The sequence below is a fragment of the Spirosoma endophyticum genome, from assembly GCF_900112365.1.
Taxonomy (GTDB): domain Bacteria; phylum Bacteroidota; class Bacteroidia; order Cytophagales; family Spirosomataceae; genus Spirosoma; species Spirosoma endophyticum.
Genome location: NZ_FOLQ01000031.1, coordinates 15225 through 31499, shown reverse-complemented (window position 1 = coordinate 31499; position 16275 = coordinate 15225). Strand labels below are relative to the sequence as shown.

The 16275-nt window shown below is 42.8% G+C and carries 18 protein-coding genes; 16 read left to right on the top strand and 2 right to left on the bottom strand.

Going from position 1 to position 16275, the window contains the following annotated elements; genetic code table 11:
* The first annotated feature begins 42 nt into the window (after positions 1-42).
* From BM202_RS32980 to BM202_RS32935, 10 genes are all read left to right on the top strand, one after another.
* Positions 43-855: a hypothetical protein gene (locus BM202_RS32980; RefSeq protein WP_093834293.1), complete on the top strand. Its 813-nt coding sequence runs from the start codon at positions 43-45 to the stop codon at positions 853-855.
* 64 nt (positions 856-919) lie between these two features.
* The gene (locus BM202_RS32975) at positions 920-1198 is read left to right on the top strand and encodes a hypothetical protein (protein WP_093834291.1); all 279 of its coding nucleotides are present in this window, start codon (positions 920-922) and stop codon (positions 1196-1198) included.
* Positions 1199-1379: 181 nt separating this feature from the next.
* Complete coding sequence (locus tag BM202_RS32970) at positions 1380-2711, top strand: hypothetical protein (protein ID WP_093834289.1); 1332 nt, start codon at positions 1380-1382, stop codon at positions 2709-2711.
* A 100-nt stretch (positions 2712-2811) separates the two neighbouring features.
* Complete coding sequence (locus BM202_RS38865; RefSeq protein ID WP_093834287.1) at positions 2812-3456, top strand: DUF6371 domain-containing protein; 645 nt, start codon at positions 2812-2814, stop codon at positions 3454-3456.
* Entirely contained in the window at positions 3392-3946 is a 555-nt protein-coding gene (locus BM202_RS38860) for a DUF6371 domain-containing protein (protein WP_262507745.1), read from the top strand. The genes BM202_RS38865 and BM202_RS38860 overlap by 65 nt, the downstream gene beginning before the upstream one ends.
* Positions 3947-4278: 332 nt before the next feature.
* Positions 4279-5496, top strand: a complete 1218-nt coding sequence (locus BM202_RS32955) for a site-specific integrase (protein ID WP_093834283.1) — start codon at positions 4279-4281, stop codon at positions 5494-5496.
* Positions 5497-5807: 311 nt separating this feature from the next.
* A complete protein-coding gene (locus BM202_RS32950; protein ID WP_093834281.1) occupies positions 5808-6359 on the top strand; it encodes an RNA polymerase sigma factor in 552 nt (183 codons plus the stop codon).
* A complete protein-coding gene (locus BM202_RS32945; protein ID WP_093834279.1) occupies positions 6360-6548 on the top strand; it encodes a hypothetical protein in 189 nt (62 codons plus the stop codon). It begins immediately after the preceding gene.
* Between the two features lie 58 nt (positions 6549-6606).
* Complete coding sequence (locus BM202_RS32940) at positions 6607-7128, top strand: hypothetical protein (protein WP_093834277.1); 522 nt, start codon at positions 6607-6609, stop codon at positions 7126-7128.
* Between the two features lie 4 nt (positions 7129-7132).
* Positions 7133-8140, top strand: a complete 1008-nt coding sequence (locus BM202_RS32935; protein ID WP_093834275.1) for a patatin-like phospholipase family protein — start codon at positions 7133-7135, stop codon at positions 8138-8140.
* 425 nt (positions 8141-8565) lie between these two features.
* On the opposite strand, the gene BM202_RS32930 is transcribed toward BM202_RS32935, so the two are convergent.
* Entirely contained in the window at positions 8566-9492 is a 927-nt protein-coding gene (locus BM202_RS32930; RefSeq protein WP_093834273.1) for a hypothetical protein, read from the bottom strand.
* A 120-nt stretch (positions 9493-9612) separates the two neighbouring features.
* On the bottom strand, positions 9613-9921 hold the full coding sequence (locus BM202_RS32925) for a hypothetical protein (protein WP_093834271.1): 309 nt from the start codon (positions 9919-9921) through the stop codon (positions 9613-9615).
* An 86-nt stretch (positions 9922-10007) separates the two neighbouring features.
* On the opposite strand from BM202_RS32925, the gene BM202_RS32920 reads away from it, so the two are divergent.
* From BM202_RS32920 to BM202_RS32900, 6 genes are all read left to right on the top strand, one after another.
* Positions 10008-10202, top strand: a complete 195-nt coding sequence (locus BM202_RS32920; RefSeq protein ID WP_093834269.1) for a hypothetical protein — start codon at positions 10008-10010, stop codon at positions 10200-10202.
* A gap of 223 nt (positions 10203-10425) precedes the next feature.
* Positions 10426-10599, top strand: a complete 174-nt coding sequence (locus BM202_RS37645; RefSeq protein ID WP_177236783.1) for a hypothetical protein — start codon at positions 10426-10428, stop codon at positions 10597-10599.
* A gap of 97 nt (positions 10600-10696) precedes the next feature.
* Complete coding sequence (locus BM202_RS32915; protein WP_093834267.1) at positions 10697-12205, top strand: type IV secretory system conjugative DNA transfer family protein; 1509 nt, start codon at positions 10697-10699, stop codon at positions 12203-12205.
* 26 nt (positions 12206-12231) lie between these two features.
* Positions 12232-12999 carry a hypothetical protein gene (locus BM202_RS32910; RefSeq protein ID WP_093834265.1) on the top strand — a complete coding sequence of 256 codons (768 nt, stop codon included), beginning with the start codon at positions 12232-12234 and terminating at the stop codon, positions 12997-12999.
* 158 nt (positions 13000-13157) lie between these two features.
* Complete coding sequence (mobF, locus tag BM202_RS32905; RefSeq protein WP_093834263.1) at positions 13158-15893, top strand: MobF family relaxase; 2736 nt, start codon at positions 13158-13160, stop codon at positions 15891-15893.
* The gene (locus BM202_RS32900; protein WP_093834261.1) at positions 15877-16272 is read left to right on the top strand and encodes a hypothetical protein; all 396 of its coding nucleotides are present in this window, start codon (positions 15877-15879) and stop codon (positions 16270-16272) included. The genes mobF and BM202_RS32900 overlap by 17 nt, the downstream gene beginning before the upstream one ends.
* Positions 16273-16275 lie beyond the last annotated feature (3 nt).

The window sequence follows — 16275 nt, the reverse complement described above, 5'->3', positions numbered from 1 at the left end:
AGAATTGTTATAAGCAAAGAAGTATTGAAATAGAACCTTGCAATGGAGAGCGAAAAAATCCAACCCTTATCCCGTCGAAAAATCACTATACAAGCCAATATATGGCAACATATTAAATCAATAGAATTAGGGAGTTATCATCAAAGCTTGGAAAGTTATTTAGAAGGAATTTGTACTTCATTTACAATCTATAGAGGTAATGACGCTGCTTTATGGTTAAAGTCTTACCTGAGTTCTTTTGAAGGTTGGGATGCTATTCGCTATAAAGAGAATAATGTTTTTCCGAATGGCAGTGCCTTCTTTAAAAAGTATCAAGAGTTTGGGCAACGACTTTGGAGCGATAAGAAAGCTCAAAAAATCCTATTAGACTTTTTAGAAAGCGGAGAGGCTGAATATATAGATGCAATCAATAGCCTAATTGGTAGGCTAAATACTTTGCCTAATTGGTATGAGATTTGGGGAGAAAAGTCCTATGAAGATGTCCAGAATACGGTAGTCAATCAGTCAATAGATCAACCAAACATTGAATTGACCCATCTCAAAACCGAAGAACTTTATTTAGATGAGATGGATAACGGTAGGCTTTCTCACGCCCAGATAGCAATCTTATCCCACCTGGAAGGTTGGTTAATAACTAAGAATAATTCAGATGCAATAGCTCGTAAATATGGGCAAACAAGTGGGAAGAAATTAGAAAGTTATTATAAAGATTATACCTCTAAACTGGTTCGAACTGGTTACGGGAAAAATACTGTTCGTAATTACCAAAGAATTAAATCTTATATTTCTGAAAAAGCTATTTCTCTATATAATAGCGAGTTAGAGATGGCTATAGCAAATAATAATAAAAGCTAACTAGTTCGTACCAGTTCCACCACTGACATCTCGTGAATATTGCTGAGGCAAAACACCTATAGCAATGACAAATCCTTTTGAGGTAATCGACCGCCGTTTATCGGCAATTGAAGAAGTTTTACAACAATTGCGTCAGCAACAGGCTTACCGGCCTTCTTCAAATTTCTCTGATACGACACCTATTATTTCCGCTGCCGAAGTAAAAAAAATGACTGGCTGGCCACCGGGTACTTTCTACGCAAAAGTGGCATCAATGCCTGCTGGCATAGTCATCCGTAATCGTTCAAAACGGTTGCTTTTTAATCGCGCCCAATTACTTGAATGGCTACAGCCATCCGATTAGAAAGCTATATCAATCGATCTGCCTAGGTTGCTGGTTTATACTTTAGAAATAAAGTTTTAGTAGCCTCTCTTATTGTACGAGTAGCATATTAGCTATTTATACCTATTCTCCAAAGCATTTATTAATAAAATAGCCTTGAAACTGCGCCAACAGTTTCAAGGCTGAAAATCGTATTCAAAGAGTGAAATTTGAACAACACAAAGATAAGGCTAATGGCCTTGCTAAGATCAATTTGCCCCGTCAATTTACAACGTTTACTAACGGAGACAACAATTTGGATGAATTCCCAAATAGTTATAAGTCAGTTGAAAGTAAATTGGATCTAGCACAACTACGCGCGAAAAACGGTTTTGTCATCGATGAGATGAATAGAGTCCCTGATCCGCTACTGCATAATACCAGTAACCAATCGGATGCTCCTGCAAAACCTTTATTGAGTTCTCTACTGGCACTCGAGCAAGAGTTGACAGAACTGGCTACTAAGCCGATCGTGTTTTCCCCTCCGTTAATAAGTCGCGATGGCACTCCTATTGTTGGACGAAGTACAGTTAATATTATTCAGGGAACTTTTGGGTCGCACAAATCCCGGTTAGCCGAGTTGTTCGGTGGCTTGATGCTGTCACCTAACCTTAAACCTCCTCAGGCATTAGGTTATGAGCGAACGTCCCTAGAACGGTATTGTCTCTGTTACATAGACAGTGAGCGAAATCGGCGAGAGGAATTACCCTTTGCCATTCAAAGCATGAAACGAAATGCAGGCTTAGGCATTGAAGACAAACCCGACAACTTTCGGTTTACCAGTATCAAAGGTGTAGGCCGCGCTAGACGACAACAGGCACTTGAAGCATTTATTGCTCATGTGCGTGATAACAGTTTGTTACATTTATTCTGCATTATTGATGTCGTTACCGACTGCGTAGGTGATTTTAATAGAAGTGAAGAAGCGCTATTACTGTTTGATTTTCTTGGAAATCTATGTGACAATTACGACTCTACCTTCTTACTTGTCATTCACCAAAATCCAGGCACTGAAAAAGCTCGTGGGCATGTTGGCACAGAGGCAGCTAACAAATCAGCCACCGTCATGCAAATTGGCTTCGAAAAGGACGCAAAGGGTAATGATACAAGCCTTATTCGGCTGCGTTATATCAAAACCCGTCGGTGCCAACGCCCAGAGCCACTTTATCTGGCCTACAACGAGACTACCTATAGTCTTATAGTAGCTGATGCCTCGACAATGGAAGCAGCTACCAGTCAACGAAAATTAAAAGCAGATGTGGATGACATCGCCGATCGGTTAACTACCCTGTTGGCCGAAGGACCTATTCCAAAGCATGAAGTTGTAGGAATACTCGAAAAAGAGTTTTCGGCTAAAAATTCGACAATTCGTGAACGCCTGAAAGTTATTCAGGATGAGCCCCAGGAAATGTATAACAGCGAGGGGCGCTTAGTACAGTTATCTGACCGTAAAGCAGGGCGTAATCACTACTACTTACTTGAAGAGGTCGAATGAATACTGTTACTGCCAAGGGCCATATATAGGGCTTTGGCAGTAACAGTATTCATTCGAAGCTGCTAAAGTTATTCTGGCACTATCATTTGACAATAACAGCATGAAGCTAACCACTCTCTGCGATCATCTGGAAATTGAATTCGGGACTCACATATTGGAATCTGTCACAGGGGTAGAATTACGTCAAGGTGGGCAGCCTATTCGTTTGTTCGATACCACGAAGCATAGTGCTGAAGTGTTTTATCGTAATGACCAGCGAGGCAAGCCATATATTCAAAACTTTCAAACTGGCAGCCGAATTTACCCAGTAACCGCTTATGCCCAAGTACATAGACTCACTATGACTGATGCTATTTATGAACTGGCGCGTACTTATGGTCTTGAGGATGGCTATTATACTTCACGGCAGCCATTTCCACAAAGAAATGCCCCATTAACTAAGCCGGATTACATTCCAAACGAACGTTACGAACCTTGCCGCCAAGGATTCCAGCGGAATGGTTTATTTATTTGGCTGTCTACTATTTTTGGTGTATCTGAAACTTACAAAGCTTTCGAACTATATCGGCTTGGAACATCAAAACACTGGGTGTTTGAAAATATGTTTGCCACTACCTTGCCTCAATATGATCAAGTTAACAATCTATGCCAAATCAAGGTAATTCCATTTAGTCCTAAAACTGGACGACGGGCTAAACCAGAACAGCTCCCTCCAAGGCTTAACCGAAAAAACGAATCAATATGAACCCGACCCTGGTGTTTGGTTCGCAGGGAAGTACCTATTAAGGGAAAAAAAGATTCGTCTGGAGCAGTGCTATTTTGGTTTGCATCTTGTAGCCCTGTATCCTGAAAAGAAAGTTGCTTTTGTTGAAGGTGAATCAACAGCCATTACTGCTAGCATTGTCTATCCAGAATTCAACTGGTTGGCTTCAGGAGGATCGACCGGAAGCTCCTGGAATAATTCAGATAAATTCAAAGCATTAGCAGGTCGTGATATAATTCTCTGGCCTGATTCTGGGAAATTCGAAGAATGGAGTCTAAAAGCCATTCCTTTACAGGGTTTGGTTACTAAGTTAGCCGTTAGCGACTATGTTGAGAAGCACGCTTACAAATTTAACTTAGATTTACGTGATCTACTTTGTCTACCACAATGGAATATAGAGGGTCGTACTATTTATGGAGAGCCATTAGCTCTAGAAATTTTGCAAGACTATCCGCCGGATTGGGTTTGTTAGCCAAATAATCCTGATTTACCCGAACGTTATTTTTCTACTACTCTTAGGCCTAAGAATAGTCAAACAAAGAATGTTTCAACCAACGTTTCAACCAAGATAAAAAAGCACTTAACAGATATTGTTAAGTGCTTGATTTTCAATGGTGGGAGTTGACGGGTTCGAACCGCCGACCCTCTGCTTGTAAGGCAGCAGATTATTGTATCAATATGAATCCATGTGGCTTCAAAATGGCTGAATATCAGCTTATTATAAGTTGTATAGGATCGTAAAGACACTAATAAATACAGCTTTTCTGTGCAAATCCTGTGCAAATTATTTCGTATCTTTGGTATATGAATACGAACGTAGTGATTTCACTCGATACGCGCCGTCAGAAAAAGGATGGCACCTATCCTCTCATCATGCGCTTAGGTCATCATGAGAACACAACTTCTATCCCCCTGGGGATAAGCATTGGCGAAAAGGATTGGGATGAGCAAAAACGTCGCGTTAAGAAAACTTACACGGGCGTCAGTTCAATAACCAGACTGAATAATCAGATTCAAAAAGTGAAATCTGATGCCATGGATGTTATTTTCAAACTCCATGAATCGGGCGTTCTTCAAACGTTATCCATTACCTCGCTGAAAGACAGGATTACACAGAAGGATGCCAGGGACTCCTTCTTTCAGTTCGCCACTCAGTGTGAGGAGGAACTTATCAAAGCGCATCGGATTGGTACAGCCCGGTCTTACAAGGGCCTGATCAGTGTCCTGAAAGACTACCGAAACGGTAAAGACCTGTTGTTCAAGGAAATTACGTATGATTTTCTCTCCAAATTCGAGATTCACCACAAAAGCAAGGGAAACGGGCTCAATGGTTTATCGGTCTATATGCGGGCAATCCGTGCCATCTACAACAAAGCCATCAAGTCTGGATTGGTGGATAGAGAGCAGTATCCGTTCGATGACTACAAGATCAAGAGCGCCCCGACGGAGAAACGGGCTCTGGATGGAGACTTGCTGAAAAAGATCATTGAACTGAAACTATCAGACAGTGATCTATGCTTTGATACCCGCAATTACTTTCTGGCCAGTTACATGATGTACGGTATGAACTTTGCGGATATGGCTTATCTGGAAAAGACCAGCATCGAGAATGGCCGTGTCAGGTATCGCCGGAGAAAAACGGGAAAGTTATACGACATCAAGATTGCTCCGCAGCTTGAAACGATACTGGTGCATTACGTACAGCAAAATACAGACTCCAAATTTGTATTCCCAATCTTGAAACGCGACTCCCCTGCTCTTCGCGAAAAGGACATTCAATGGGCTCGGAAGCGATACAATAAAAAGTTGAAAATGCTCGCGTCTTTGTGTGGGATAGGATCAAATCTGACAAGCTATGTGAGCAGGCATTCATTCGCGACCCAGGCTATGCTCCATGATATTCCGCTAACGGCTATCAGTACGATGCTTGGTCACTCAAGTTTAAAAACTACTGAGATTTACCTGAAAGGGCTACCGGTCAATATTCTGGATAATTACAACGAAAGAATTCTGGATGCATGAATTGTAAACCGATAATGATACACTATTAAGGCCAATTGGTCACAAAGATGCTGATGAAGAGTTAGATGCAGTTATTGACATTTAGGCTTTAGATAAAAATTAATATTTTAAGATAATTAGCTGTACATTAGTCAATTAGATATTTAAAGATATAGTACGGACGTGATGCACATGAGAAAATCAGTCCTCATTCAACTTAAATCTCAATTGGTGTATATCATATGTCTGAATAAGATTAGTACATTTAAGACAGAGTCTTAAAATAAAAGTGAAGACCTTTGTTGACAAATGCTTTGTTAGTAGTAATAACCATGCAAAAGCATTTCAGTGATCTGGAAATAGTTCAAAATTTGCAAGAAGGCAAGCTGATAGAAGAGACGACTAAGTTTCTTTATTACTCTGCCTATGGGTATGTACGGCATAGAGTACGCCAAAGAGGTATGGATGTTGAGGATGCAAAAGACCTTTTTCAAGATGCTTTGATAGTATTCATCGAGAATGTAGTCAAAGGTAAGTATGATGTTGAAAGAGTTAAAGTGACTACTTACATTTATTCAATCGCTGAAAATTTGAGGATCAAAACTTTAATTCGCAATAAAAAGCGGACTTCGTGGGAAGGGGAATATGTTGATAAATTTTCAATTATTGATCTATCCAACGAAAATTTTGAAGATGATTTTTTAGCTATTAAGCAAGCATTTCAAAAATTAGGAGATAAGTGTCAGGCCATATTACGAGCGTTTTACATGGAAGATCAATCGCTTGAAGAAATTGCTCAGGAGCTAGGGTATACTTATCTGTCTGCAAAACAAACCAAATTTAGGTGTTTGGAAAAATTAAAACAACTGTCAAATTTAAGTTAGATGCTAACAGAAATTGGAAATTTTAACCCTGTAGGTGGCACAGTTGATATTGAGTCTGATACTGACATATTGATTGAGCCTAAGCTAATGCTAGAATCTAGTTTTGAAACGGTACTTAGATGTATGTTTCAATTGGAGGCTCTTTTTGAACAGGATACAATGTTTCAAGAAGACGAATCTAAAATTTAGACTTCTAATTAATTTTTTTAATTGAGCACAAACAAAACACGATTTAACTGTGAACAAAATGGAAATTGCAGAATACAGTACGGAATTTCAAACAGCTTTATCCCTCGAATATGTTGAGATAAAGAACAAATTTAGTGCTATCGCTAGCCAATTATTAGAGAAAAAATCTCAACAGAAACAGACACATATATCAACACTAGATGAGTATAAAACTTTTTTTGAAAAATTTTTAACTTTGATAGTCAATCCTGTAATAGAAGCATCAAACTTGGGCCTATCATCTTCTGGCTCTAAATTTGATACTTTTACTTATGAAGGGGAATCTGTATCATTTTTCTGCACATATGTTGTCTTTCATGAAAATGAAAGCTCAATCAATTTGCTAGCTGATCCTTACCTTATTATTGAAGGATACCCTGATACAAATGAGATTAGAATTGCTGAGGCTAAATCTGCAAGTAGAGGGCGTACTTTGCAAATTAGTGATTTAAATGACTCAGCTATAATTGAATATAGAAGAATTATTAGTTCTGATCTAATGAAAATTGCTAAACATGTTATAGAATACGAGCTAGTTTAATTTGATGGCTTTTAGAATACTGAGCATTGATGGTGGAGGAGCTAGAGGGGTAATTCCTCTAGCGATTCTCTCAGAACTGGAAGCGCAGACAGGAGTGCGTACAGCAGATCGATTTGATTTGATCGCAGGAACCTCTACCGGTGGACTCATTGCATGTGGATTAACCTTAAAAAAAAATAAGAATTTTCGAACACCTAAATATTCTGCTGAAGAACTTCTTAAGCTATATAAAAAGCATATCCCAGCTATATTTAAGAATAAATATCCTACCCGTTGGCTAAGTGACAAAATCTCTAATTTGCAAACTTCTTATGATACTACGGGTTTAGATAATGCCCTCAATGAGATCTTGGGTACTTCTAGATTGGAAGACTGTAGAACTCCTATTTTTGTCTCTTCCTATGATATGAGAAACCGATTTCCCATACATTTTACGAGCCGAGAAGCAGTAATTAAATCACAGGGTCAACACGCAAGTAAAAATTTTCTTTTAAAAGACATTTGTCGCGCAACTTCTGCTGCACCAACTTATTTTCCACCATTTAAGCTTGACTATCCTAATCCGCTCGGTAACAATCTAATGGCAACAGATTGTATTGATGGTGGCATTTTTGTAAATAATCCATCTCTAGCTGCCTATCTAGAAGTACTTCAACATAGATCTCCTTTAATCTATCAAAAGGCGATTAAAGGTCCAATAAAGATACTTTCATTAGGAACCGGATCGATTAGTCCGAATCTCCGACCAGAAAAAAACATGGTTGGTAGTGGCAGATTGTTTTGGGCTAAGCTTATAATAGAGCTTATGATGCAAGCTAATTCTCAAATTGTTGATGCACAGGTAAAATATTTGCTACCTCAATCGGACTTTTTTCGTGTAGAGCCTCCCCTTAAAGAGTTCCCTGATTTAGACGATTCTTCAAAAAAGGCGATTAAGTTTTGGATTGAAAACGTAGCCTATGGAGAAGTAATTAATGATTCATCCTTTTGGAATAAGATAAGGAATTTTTGATTTAGAAATTCAGTACAAATTTCTATTCAACTCTTAGTAGTTTACAGTCACACAGTGATCAGAATGTCTTATTATTATAAACTATTTTAAATTCACAAAATTTTTTACTAAGGCAATCAGTGGGACTGATTGTCAATCGATTAAGATAACAATCCTTGTGAAAGTTCGATTCCCATACAAATTGACTAGGAAATTTTGTAGTTACAGCCAAAATCTGTGACTATTTTTTTTACTAAAGAATACAAATTACTATAATTTAATATGGTACGTCGTCAAGAGAAAGTGGACTCACATCGATCACGACAACAATTGGCGATCAAGGATGTTTATCTTTCATTCTTAAGGATACGAATAAGGCATAAGTTACTGTTATTGAGTGAAATGGCTAAGCTTATCCCCAAGCCTCCACTAGATAAAGCAGTAAATTATCTATTGCTTTTATTGATCTCAAGATACCGTTCAAGCCTTGCATAAGTCACTATTTCTACTGGCGAAAAAAGTCTTTTAGAAGCTTGCTCTGAAAAGTACTGTCGTATTAATGGATTTATTTGATTATACATTTTATCATCATAATTTATATGCTTAGGCACTAAAGTATCGTAGTCCCCCTCTATTGGATCTAAAAAAAGTAGGCCTGCTTTTATATTCTGTTCTACATTATGAAATTGACCAAGCATTATTTCTGGTTTCCCTGGTCCACAATAAACCAAGATATGTAGATCTTTTCTTTTATCTGGTATCGATCTTAATTCCATAAGAAGATAAAACTCATCTTTACCATAGGTTCGATATTTACCTTCATAACCTTGACTTGAGATGTTAAATTTCAATCTTACTTCTCCATAAGATTTAAATTCTAGTATTCCTTGAGTAAGTCTTGGCTGCAATTTCACATCATGGCCAGCATAATAAATTGACCAACATTCACCCTCAAACGATATCTGTTTCTCCGTTAAATAACGTGGTTCAATCGAGCTGTAAGGGCTATTAGTCTTAAAATCTATTTGTAAATAATTTAACAAGCTACGTAGTTGATCTTTAGTAAAAATCATTGGCATTCCATCTTTAACCGCTATTCTCATGTCATCCAAGAGACGCGGATGCTTGTTCTGCCCGGGCTTGTTACCTTCGGATAATTTATTTGCTGAAAATTTTTCTGAATAGTTTCTTGTGCAATCTCCTAAGAAAATTTCCAGTTGATCAGGTTGAGGGGTTCGCTTATCAACATTGATACATTGATTAATTTTAATGGTAATCGGACTTATAGGCTCCTTTTCTAAGTCAAATTTGAGCTTCACACGACAAAGCAATTCTGCTATTTCGAAAGCAGATAACAAGTACTGAGCTTCCATAAGAATATAGATAGTTTTAGGCACGCTTATGCATGCATGAGCGTGCCTAATGTATGCTCAGGCATACTATGATAAAATATTGTGCCCTGTTTAAACTCTAGTGACCTTTGGTATATAAAATCAAGGCCAGATATCGCTAGGCGATGGCGTTGAATTGATACTATCTAGAAATGCTCGGCGTCCATTACAGAATTCCCGAAGTTGGACTTTAAACTCTTCGAGAGTTTGTGGTTCATCAGGCTGAAGTATCATCATCTCTAAAGCATTAGTCAAATGTTGAGTTGCATCCAAATATGCGAAAAATTGATTAGAACGTGGATATCCACTAACTGCAAAGTCTACCCAATTTTTATCAGTTGGAAGACCACCTTCATAATATTGATCAGCTTGAGGTGCGGCTGAATGAGGTAGGTCGATTTGGGGAGGCATTTTCTTCTCCTAATTGAAAATCCTAAGTTAGGATAAGACATAAATATGAGTTGTCAATCTTTAAATCAGTTAACGATCGTAATGATATGGAAACAGAAATAAGGCTTTTCAATGGAGGTAGAGTTTGGGGACAAGTTGTTGAGTGGGGCCCTGAACAGCTCGATAATGAGGAAATCTGGGGCTGGGGCAAAAAGCGGTTGCCTTTTCTTGTCCTCGTGTACGGACAGCTGTATCAAAGGGGTGCTGACGGTTACTATTTTCTTACTCAATACAGCCAGTGAGAAAGCCCTACTGCATCTATCTGGAAACAAGGATGATGTTACGGATGAATAATGCGGCCCAATACATACCCGAATGAGAACGGAACCGCTTTTAGAGCAGCGGATCAGGATTACAACACGGCATTTCAAAAGGACAATTGTGTCCTGTAATGATATTCAAGCGGACGCGCTAGGGTCGGGGCGTTAGGACTCGTTATATCCTGACAATTAGATAATTACTATCATGTCAAACACAAGCGAACAGCTGGATGAAAAGCTGCGTCAGGAAGGTTATACCCCTTCCAGTAATCCGAACCGGTATGACAAGGTCGATGAGCGGGGAATCGTTACCCCTGTCTGGACAAGCGGTGATCATTATCAGGAACAGGGGTCTTCGACCTGGACGAAGAAAGATTGACGGAGTCGATTGAACATCGAGCAGACAAACGGGCTGGCCACCCGTTTGCTTCTGCAAGCGTAACATTCCTCATATTCATTTTATCGCTTTTATAATCATGGATGAATTTGATTTAGACACCCCCCTAATCGAGATGTCTTCCGCAATGGGGCAAGACCAATGGACAATCCGTCATGCAGTTTCAGGAGTCGCGGTATTTGGTGGAACTTCAAGTGGGAAATCAACCGGAAGTGGTAAGTTGTTGGCAATCAACTATTTATCGGCTGGCATGGGTGGTTTGATACTAACTGTCAAACCCACTGAAGTGGATTTATGGCGTTCTTACTGTGCGATGACGGGCCGAACAAAAGACCTGATCGTCATAGAACCGAAAGCGCTCAACAGATTTAACATCATCGATCATATCTCATGCCTTGAATCAGGTGAGCTGGCGGCAACGGATAACATCGTCGAGATCATGACCGAGGTCATTCAGGCAGGTCAGACACAACATTCGGGTACAGGGGACTCTGGCTTCTGGCTTGAACAAACCCAGCTCCTGCTCACAAATTCCATAGATCTTTGCAAACTCGCTTACCAACGCGTTTCGATTCAGTCCATCTACGCTATTATACAGACAATTCCTAAAGGAGAGGATACTGCTCAAGACCCGGATAATCGGAAGAAAGCGTTTCACAAGGCGTTTGAAGCAGCCCGCGTTAGCGTCAGCAGACAGATCGATGAATGGGCTGCTACCCTGACGCAGATTGAAACAGAGCAGCTGCAGGATGATGAAGCATATGAAAGCGCTTTGCTGGACGCCATCCCGGACGCCCGGTTGTTGAAGTTTGTCGATGGTTATTTCATCGATGAGTTCATCCCACTTAGCGAGAAAACGCGCAGTATCGTACAGATTAGCGTGAGTGGGCTGATGTTCAGATTGTTGCGCGAACCCTTCTATTCACTCTTTTGCCGTTATCCCTCAACGGTTACGCCGGAAGATTGTTATGAAGGAAAGATTGTCGTCATCAACCTACCGCTTAAACGGTATCATAAGGCAGGCAGGGACATCCAGATGATAGCCAAGACACTGTTTTTCCGGGCTTGGGAAAAACGGGACGTAACGCTTCATCCTCGGCCGTGTTTTATGTGGGTTGATGAAGCACAACTGCTCTTGGTAGAAAGCGACGCGGAATTTTTGACGACCGCACGCAGTAGCCGGATTGCGACCGTATTCCTCACTCAGTCGCTTTCGAATTTCTATGCAGCGATGGGCGGTCAGAAGGCAGAATATCGCGTTCGCAGTCTGTGCGGAAATTTCGGCACTAAAATCTTCCATGCCAATACTGACGAAGCAACGAACGAGTACAGCAGCAAGCTAATCGGAGATGCCTTTTTCGAGGACCAAAGCGAGTCAGTTACTGTCGCCCAGAACTTCTCACAGACGCGTGGACGCTCGCTCAAACTAGAGCGGGTCGTTCGTCCCGAGCAGTTCGTCCGGTTGCAGACCGGAGGGCCAAAAAATAACATGCGTGTCGAAGGCTACATGCACCGGCAAGGAGAATGTTTTGCTAACGGGCATAACCATATCAAAATGAGTTTCAATCAAAATTACCAACCCCAATAATTCATTAATCAAATCTCTTTACGACAATGAAAAAGTCCGCGTATTACCGAACCATGTACCGACGTCGCAACGTCATTAAGGAAGCCTTGTTAAACTTCTTTCTGGGTCTGAGTTCCTGGCCGAGAATGATCATCGAGGTGCTCATCCGGCGCAATCAAGGTGAACGGTACTTCAGTGCTTCAGGGGCTGTAACACTGGCCATATTGCTAACGATCGGGCCAATATTCCTGATCGGGCCGATACGCTATGAGACGGGTGGTTCCGAAATGAGTATCCTTTTCGGGAAATTCTTGACCTGGTATCTCTATTTAATAGCCTTTATGTACGCTGCTTCCCAACGGCATGAGGAAGTAAAACGACTACCCAATGTGTTTGATTTCGCCCGATTTAGTCTGTCCACCGGCGAAGTCCATCCGGCTTTTCGAAATATTGAAATCTCGGGCAAGCCTGCTGATATCCGCACAATTGAGACTATCATAGAGCCGGGTTTCTTTTTTATTATAGGCTTTATTTTGTGGATGGTCGGTCAGCCTATCGGTTGCGTACTCTTCATCAGCAGTCTCTTTTATTCGTTCAGTTATGCCGCAGCGTATCATGCCGGAGACAATTTTTTGATGGATCAAATCGATGTCAATATTTGTAACGAGCAACTGGTTAAGACGTTTATTGAGGATTGTGACCCCGCCCATTCGAAAGGGTTCAACTTCTATGGTCGCCGTCCAGCTGACCCTGACGCACGGCGTCGTATGGCTGAAATGTTCATGGCGGATGACGAAACCGTAGAGGCTTTTTAACCCCTGTGCAGTGCAGAGGGCAGATGCCTGATGGTAAATGATTAACCGTTCATGTATCCTGCCCCTGCACTGCTTATCGGTGACGTATAGCCACTAACGAACGAAGAAACCGGCGCTCTATTCGGCCATTCAGATATACACTCTGAACCATGATACGAATGATTCAATCCAACTCTGCTGGTCATGCCAAAGCGTATTTCGCTGAGGCTTTGAACAAGGAAGATTACTATTTGGACGATCAGGAATTGCGGGGCCGGATGCAGGGGAGACTCGCTGAGCGGTTAGGAATTGACGGGCCGGTCAACAAGGAGGTGTTTCACCATTTATGCGATAACATCAATCCGGTGACCGGCCAGTCCCTGACGCCCAATACCAGAGAGAACCGGATTACCGGTTATGATATTTCGTTTAGCTGTCCCAAGTCCGTCTCGATCCTGCATGGTCTGTCGAATGACGACCATATATTGACAGCCTTTCAGGAGAGTGTTCGACAGACCATGCAGGACATCGAGCGCGACAGTAAAACGCGGGTGCGGAAGAACGGCGTCTATAACGACCGGGATACGGGCGAATTGATCTGGTCAGAATTCGTTCACCAGACCGCCCGCCCTCTCGATGGATCGCTGCCCGATCCGCAGTTGCACGCGCATTGTTTCGTGCACAATGCGACCTGGGATGAGGCCGAGCAGAAGATTAAAGCGGCTCGTTTTACGGATACCAAGCGAGACATGCCCTACTACCAGGAGATGTTTTTCAAGCGGCTTTCTGACAAGCTAATGGACGGCGGTTATCAGGTACGCCGGACGGATAAGAGTTTTGAAATTGACGGTGTGCCGCAACGGGTAATCGATTTGTTTTCCAAACGCAGCGAGGAGATTAACCGGGTTGCTAAGGAGAAAGGGATTTCTGACCCTGATGAGTTAAGCGAATTGGGAGCCAGAACCCGCGCCCGAAAACAGAAAGGTCACTCTATGGCCGAACTGAAAGCGAACTGGCGACAACAGATTGACGCGTTAGGGCCGGATGACAGTGGTGAAGGTAAGCGTATCGTCCGTCATGCATTCGTTCTGGATAAGGGAGCACTCACGCCACAAATCTGTGTCGATCATGCGATTGGGCACGGCTTTGAACGGGCCTCGGTGCAATCTGAACGCCGGTTGCTGGCCTCGGCCTACCGGCACAGCATCGGGCATCAATCCGTCTCGCTGGAACAGGTCACGACAGCATTTCAGGCCGATAACCGCCTTGTCCATGTGGAAGAAAAAGGGCGAATAGTCTGCACGACCAAACAGGTTTTGTCTGAAGAACAAGGCATGGTTAATCTCGCCCGGCAGGGTCAGGGCAAACTCAAACCCCTATACGACAAAGCGCCGGATGTGAAACTGGACGGTCAACAGGCAGACGCGGTCCGTCATGTCCTCACCACCCCGCACCGCGTGTCGATCATTCGGGGAGCAGCTGGAAGTGGCAAAACAACCCTGATGAAGGAAGCGGTCGATCTGATCGAGAAATCAGGCAAGACGGTGACGGTGGTGGCCCCCACCGCCCAGGCGTCGCGGGGTGTCTTACGCGAAGAGGGATTTAGCGAAGCACAGACCGTCGCCCAACTCTTGGCCGATCCGAAAATGCAGCAGGGTTTGCAGGGTCAGGTGTTGTGGTGTGACGAAGCCGGATTGCTGGGAACAAAGGATATGACCGCCCTGCTGGAGATCACGACCAGACAGAATGCCCGGCTGATACTGGGTGGCGATACGCGTCAGCATTCGGGGGTAGTGCGGGGCGACGCCCTGCGTATATTGAATACGGTAGCTGGTATCAAAACAGCAGAAGTCAGCCGTATCTACCGGCAAAGGGGCGAGGATTATCGTTCGGCAGTTGAAGATCTGTCAAAGGGCGATGTGGCCAAAGGCTTTGAAACGCTGGACAGAATGGGTGCGATTGAGACCATCGATCCATTGCGGCCAAACGATCAATTGGTGAACGATTACGTGGATACGATCCGCAAAGGAAAATCTGCGCTGATTGTTTCACCGACACACAAACAAGCCGATAGCGTGACAGACGCTGTGCGCCAGAAAATGCAGGAACGTGGCCTGCTCTCCAAAAAAGAAGTATCAGCCACTCGGTTGAACAACCTCAACCTGACCGAGGCTGAACGCAGTGACTGGCGCAATTTTCAAGCGGGGCAGGTCATTCTGTTCAACCAGAACCTGCCCGGCATCAAACGCGGAAGCCGATGGACAGTGGAACGCAGCACCGAGCAGGGTGTCACCATGCAAAACGAGCAAGGCCAATCAGCTCCCCTGCCAACCGTCAAAAGCAGTCATTACGATGTGTATCACAAAAGCGACATCAGTCTGGCTAAAGGCGATAGTGTCCGGATCACGCGCAACGGCTTCGATCAGGACAAAACACGGCTCGACAATGGCCAGACTATGGACGTGGTGAAAGTGAGCAAGCAGGGTGATGTGCTGTTACGCAACGCTCTCAGCAAGGTTGAATACCGGCTGGATAAGGAGTTTGGTCATATCGCCCATAATTATTGCGTAACCTCCCATGCGTCACAGGGCAAAACGACAGATGAGGTTTTTATTTCATTACCTGCCTCAACCTTTGCGGCCACCAATGCCAAACAGTTTTACGTCTCGGTCTCTCGTGGCCGTGATCGCGTTCGTATCTATACCGACGATAAGGAACAATTGCTGGTCAATGCATCAGAGATGGGAGACCGGCAATCTGCCATAGAACTGGTGAGCCGAAAATACAAGAGTACTGATCTGGTTCAGCAGCGTATCCGCGATGATCTGAACCGGTCGCCAGCTGTTAAAGAGAAGCCAAAAGAGGTATCGAAAAAACCACGCCTGAAAGATCGTAACTATGAACCAGGGCTTTAAACTGCGCTATGACCAGCTTCGGGAAAACGATCCGACCAGCTCAGAGAATGAACTGAACTTACAGGAGGCCGAACTTTATACGGGACCTGACCATAGTCGAAACGTTTGTCTGGTCTGGCCCGATGGCAGGAGGGCCTTTTTTAATTATGCCTATCTGGTCGCTGTGGAGTTTGAGCCGAACACCGAGAAAAATCTGATCAAACTAAGCTTTTCATCTCACCATGTTGCGTTACAAGGGTACAGTCTCCAGGCGCTATTCATGACATTGCTGGATCACTTACCCCGTATCATAACGGCTACAGATTCGCGTTACGTCTTAGATACAGATAGGAATAAGCCCATTGTCATTGAGATGCTGATTGAGAAAAAAGAAATATAGAAT

Excerpts from the sequence above, each read along its gene's own strand:
- BM202_RS32920 (WP_093834269.1), top strand. The coding sequence starts at position 10,008 with ATGGAAACAGAAATAAGGCTTTTCAATGGAGGTAGAGTTTGGGGACAA.
- BM202_RS32910 (WP_093834265.1), top strand. The coding sequence starts at position 12,232 with ATGAAAAAGTCCGCGTATTACCGAACCATGTACCGACGTCGCAACGTC.
- BM202_RS32900 (WP_093834261.1), top strand. The coding sequence starts at position 15,877 with ATGAACCAGGGCTTTAAACTGCGCTATGACCAGCTTCGGGAAAACGAT.
- BM202_RS32925 (WP_093834271.1), bottom strand. The coding sequence starts at position 9,921 with ATGCCTCCCCAAATCGACCTACCTCATTCAGCCGCACCTCAAGCTGAT.
- BM202_RS32930 (WP_093834273.1), bottom strand. The coding sequence starts at position 9,492 with ATGGAAGCTCAGTACTTGTTATCTGCTTTCGAAATAGCAGAATTGCTT.
- BM202_RS32955 (WP_093834283.1), top strand. The coding sequence starts at position 4,279 with ATGAATACGAACGTAGTGATTTCACTCGATACGCGCCGTCAGAAAAAG.
- BM202_RS32935 (WP_093834275.1), top strand. The coding sequence starts at position 7,133 with ATGGCTTTTAGAATACTGAGCATTGATGGTGGAGGAGCTAGAGGGGTA.
- BM202_RS32940 (WP_093834277.1), top strand. The coding sequence starts at position 6,607 with ATGGAAATTGCAGAATACAGTACGGAATTTCAAACAGCTTTATCCCTC.
- mobF (WP_093834263.1), top strand. The coding sequence starts at position 13,158 with ATGATTCAATCCAACTCTGCTGGTCATGCCAAAGCGTATTTCGCTGAG.
- BM202_RS32975 (WP_093834291.1), top strand. The coding sequence starts at position 920 with ATGACAAATCCTTTTGAGGTAATCGACCGCCGTTTATCGGCAATTGAA.
- BM202_RS38865 (WP_093834287.1), top strand. The coding sequence starts at position 2,812 with ATGAAGCTAACCACTCTCTGCGATCATCTGGAAATTGAATTCGGGACT.
- BM202_RS37645 (WP_177236783.1), top strand. The coding sequence starts at position 10,426 with ATGTCAAACACAAGCGAACAGCTGGATGAAAAGCTGCGTCAGGAAGGT.
- BM202_RS32950 (WP_093834281.1), top strand. The coding sequence starts at position 5,808 with ATGCAAAAGCATTTCAGTGATCTGGAAATAGTTCAAAATTTGCAAGAA.
- BM202_RS32945 (WP_093834279.1), top strand. The coding sequence starts at position 6,360 with ATGCTAACAGAAATTGGAAATTTTAACCCTGTAGGTGGCACAGTTGAT.
- BM202_RS32915 (WP_093834267.1), top strand. The coding sequence starts at position 10,697 with ATGGATGAATTTGATTTAGACACCCCCCTAATCGAGATGTCTTCCGCA.
- BM202_RS32980 (WP_093834293.1), top strand. The coding sequence starts at position 43 with ATGGAGAGCGAAAAAATCCAACCCTTATCCCGTCGAAAAATCACTATA.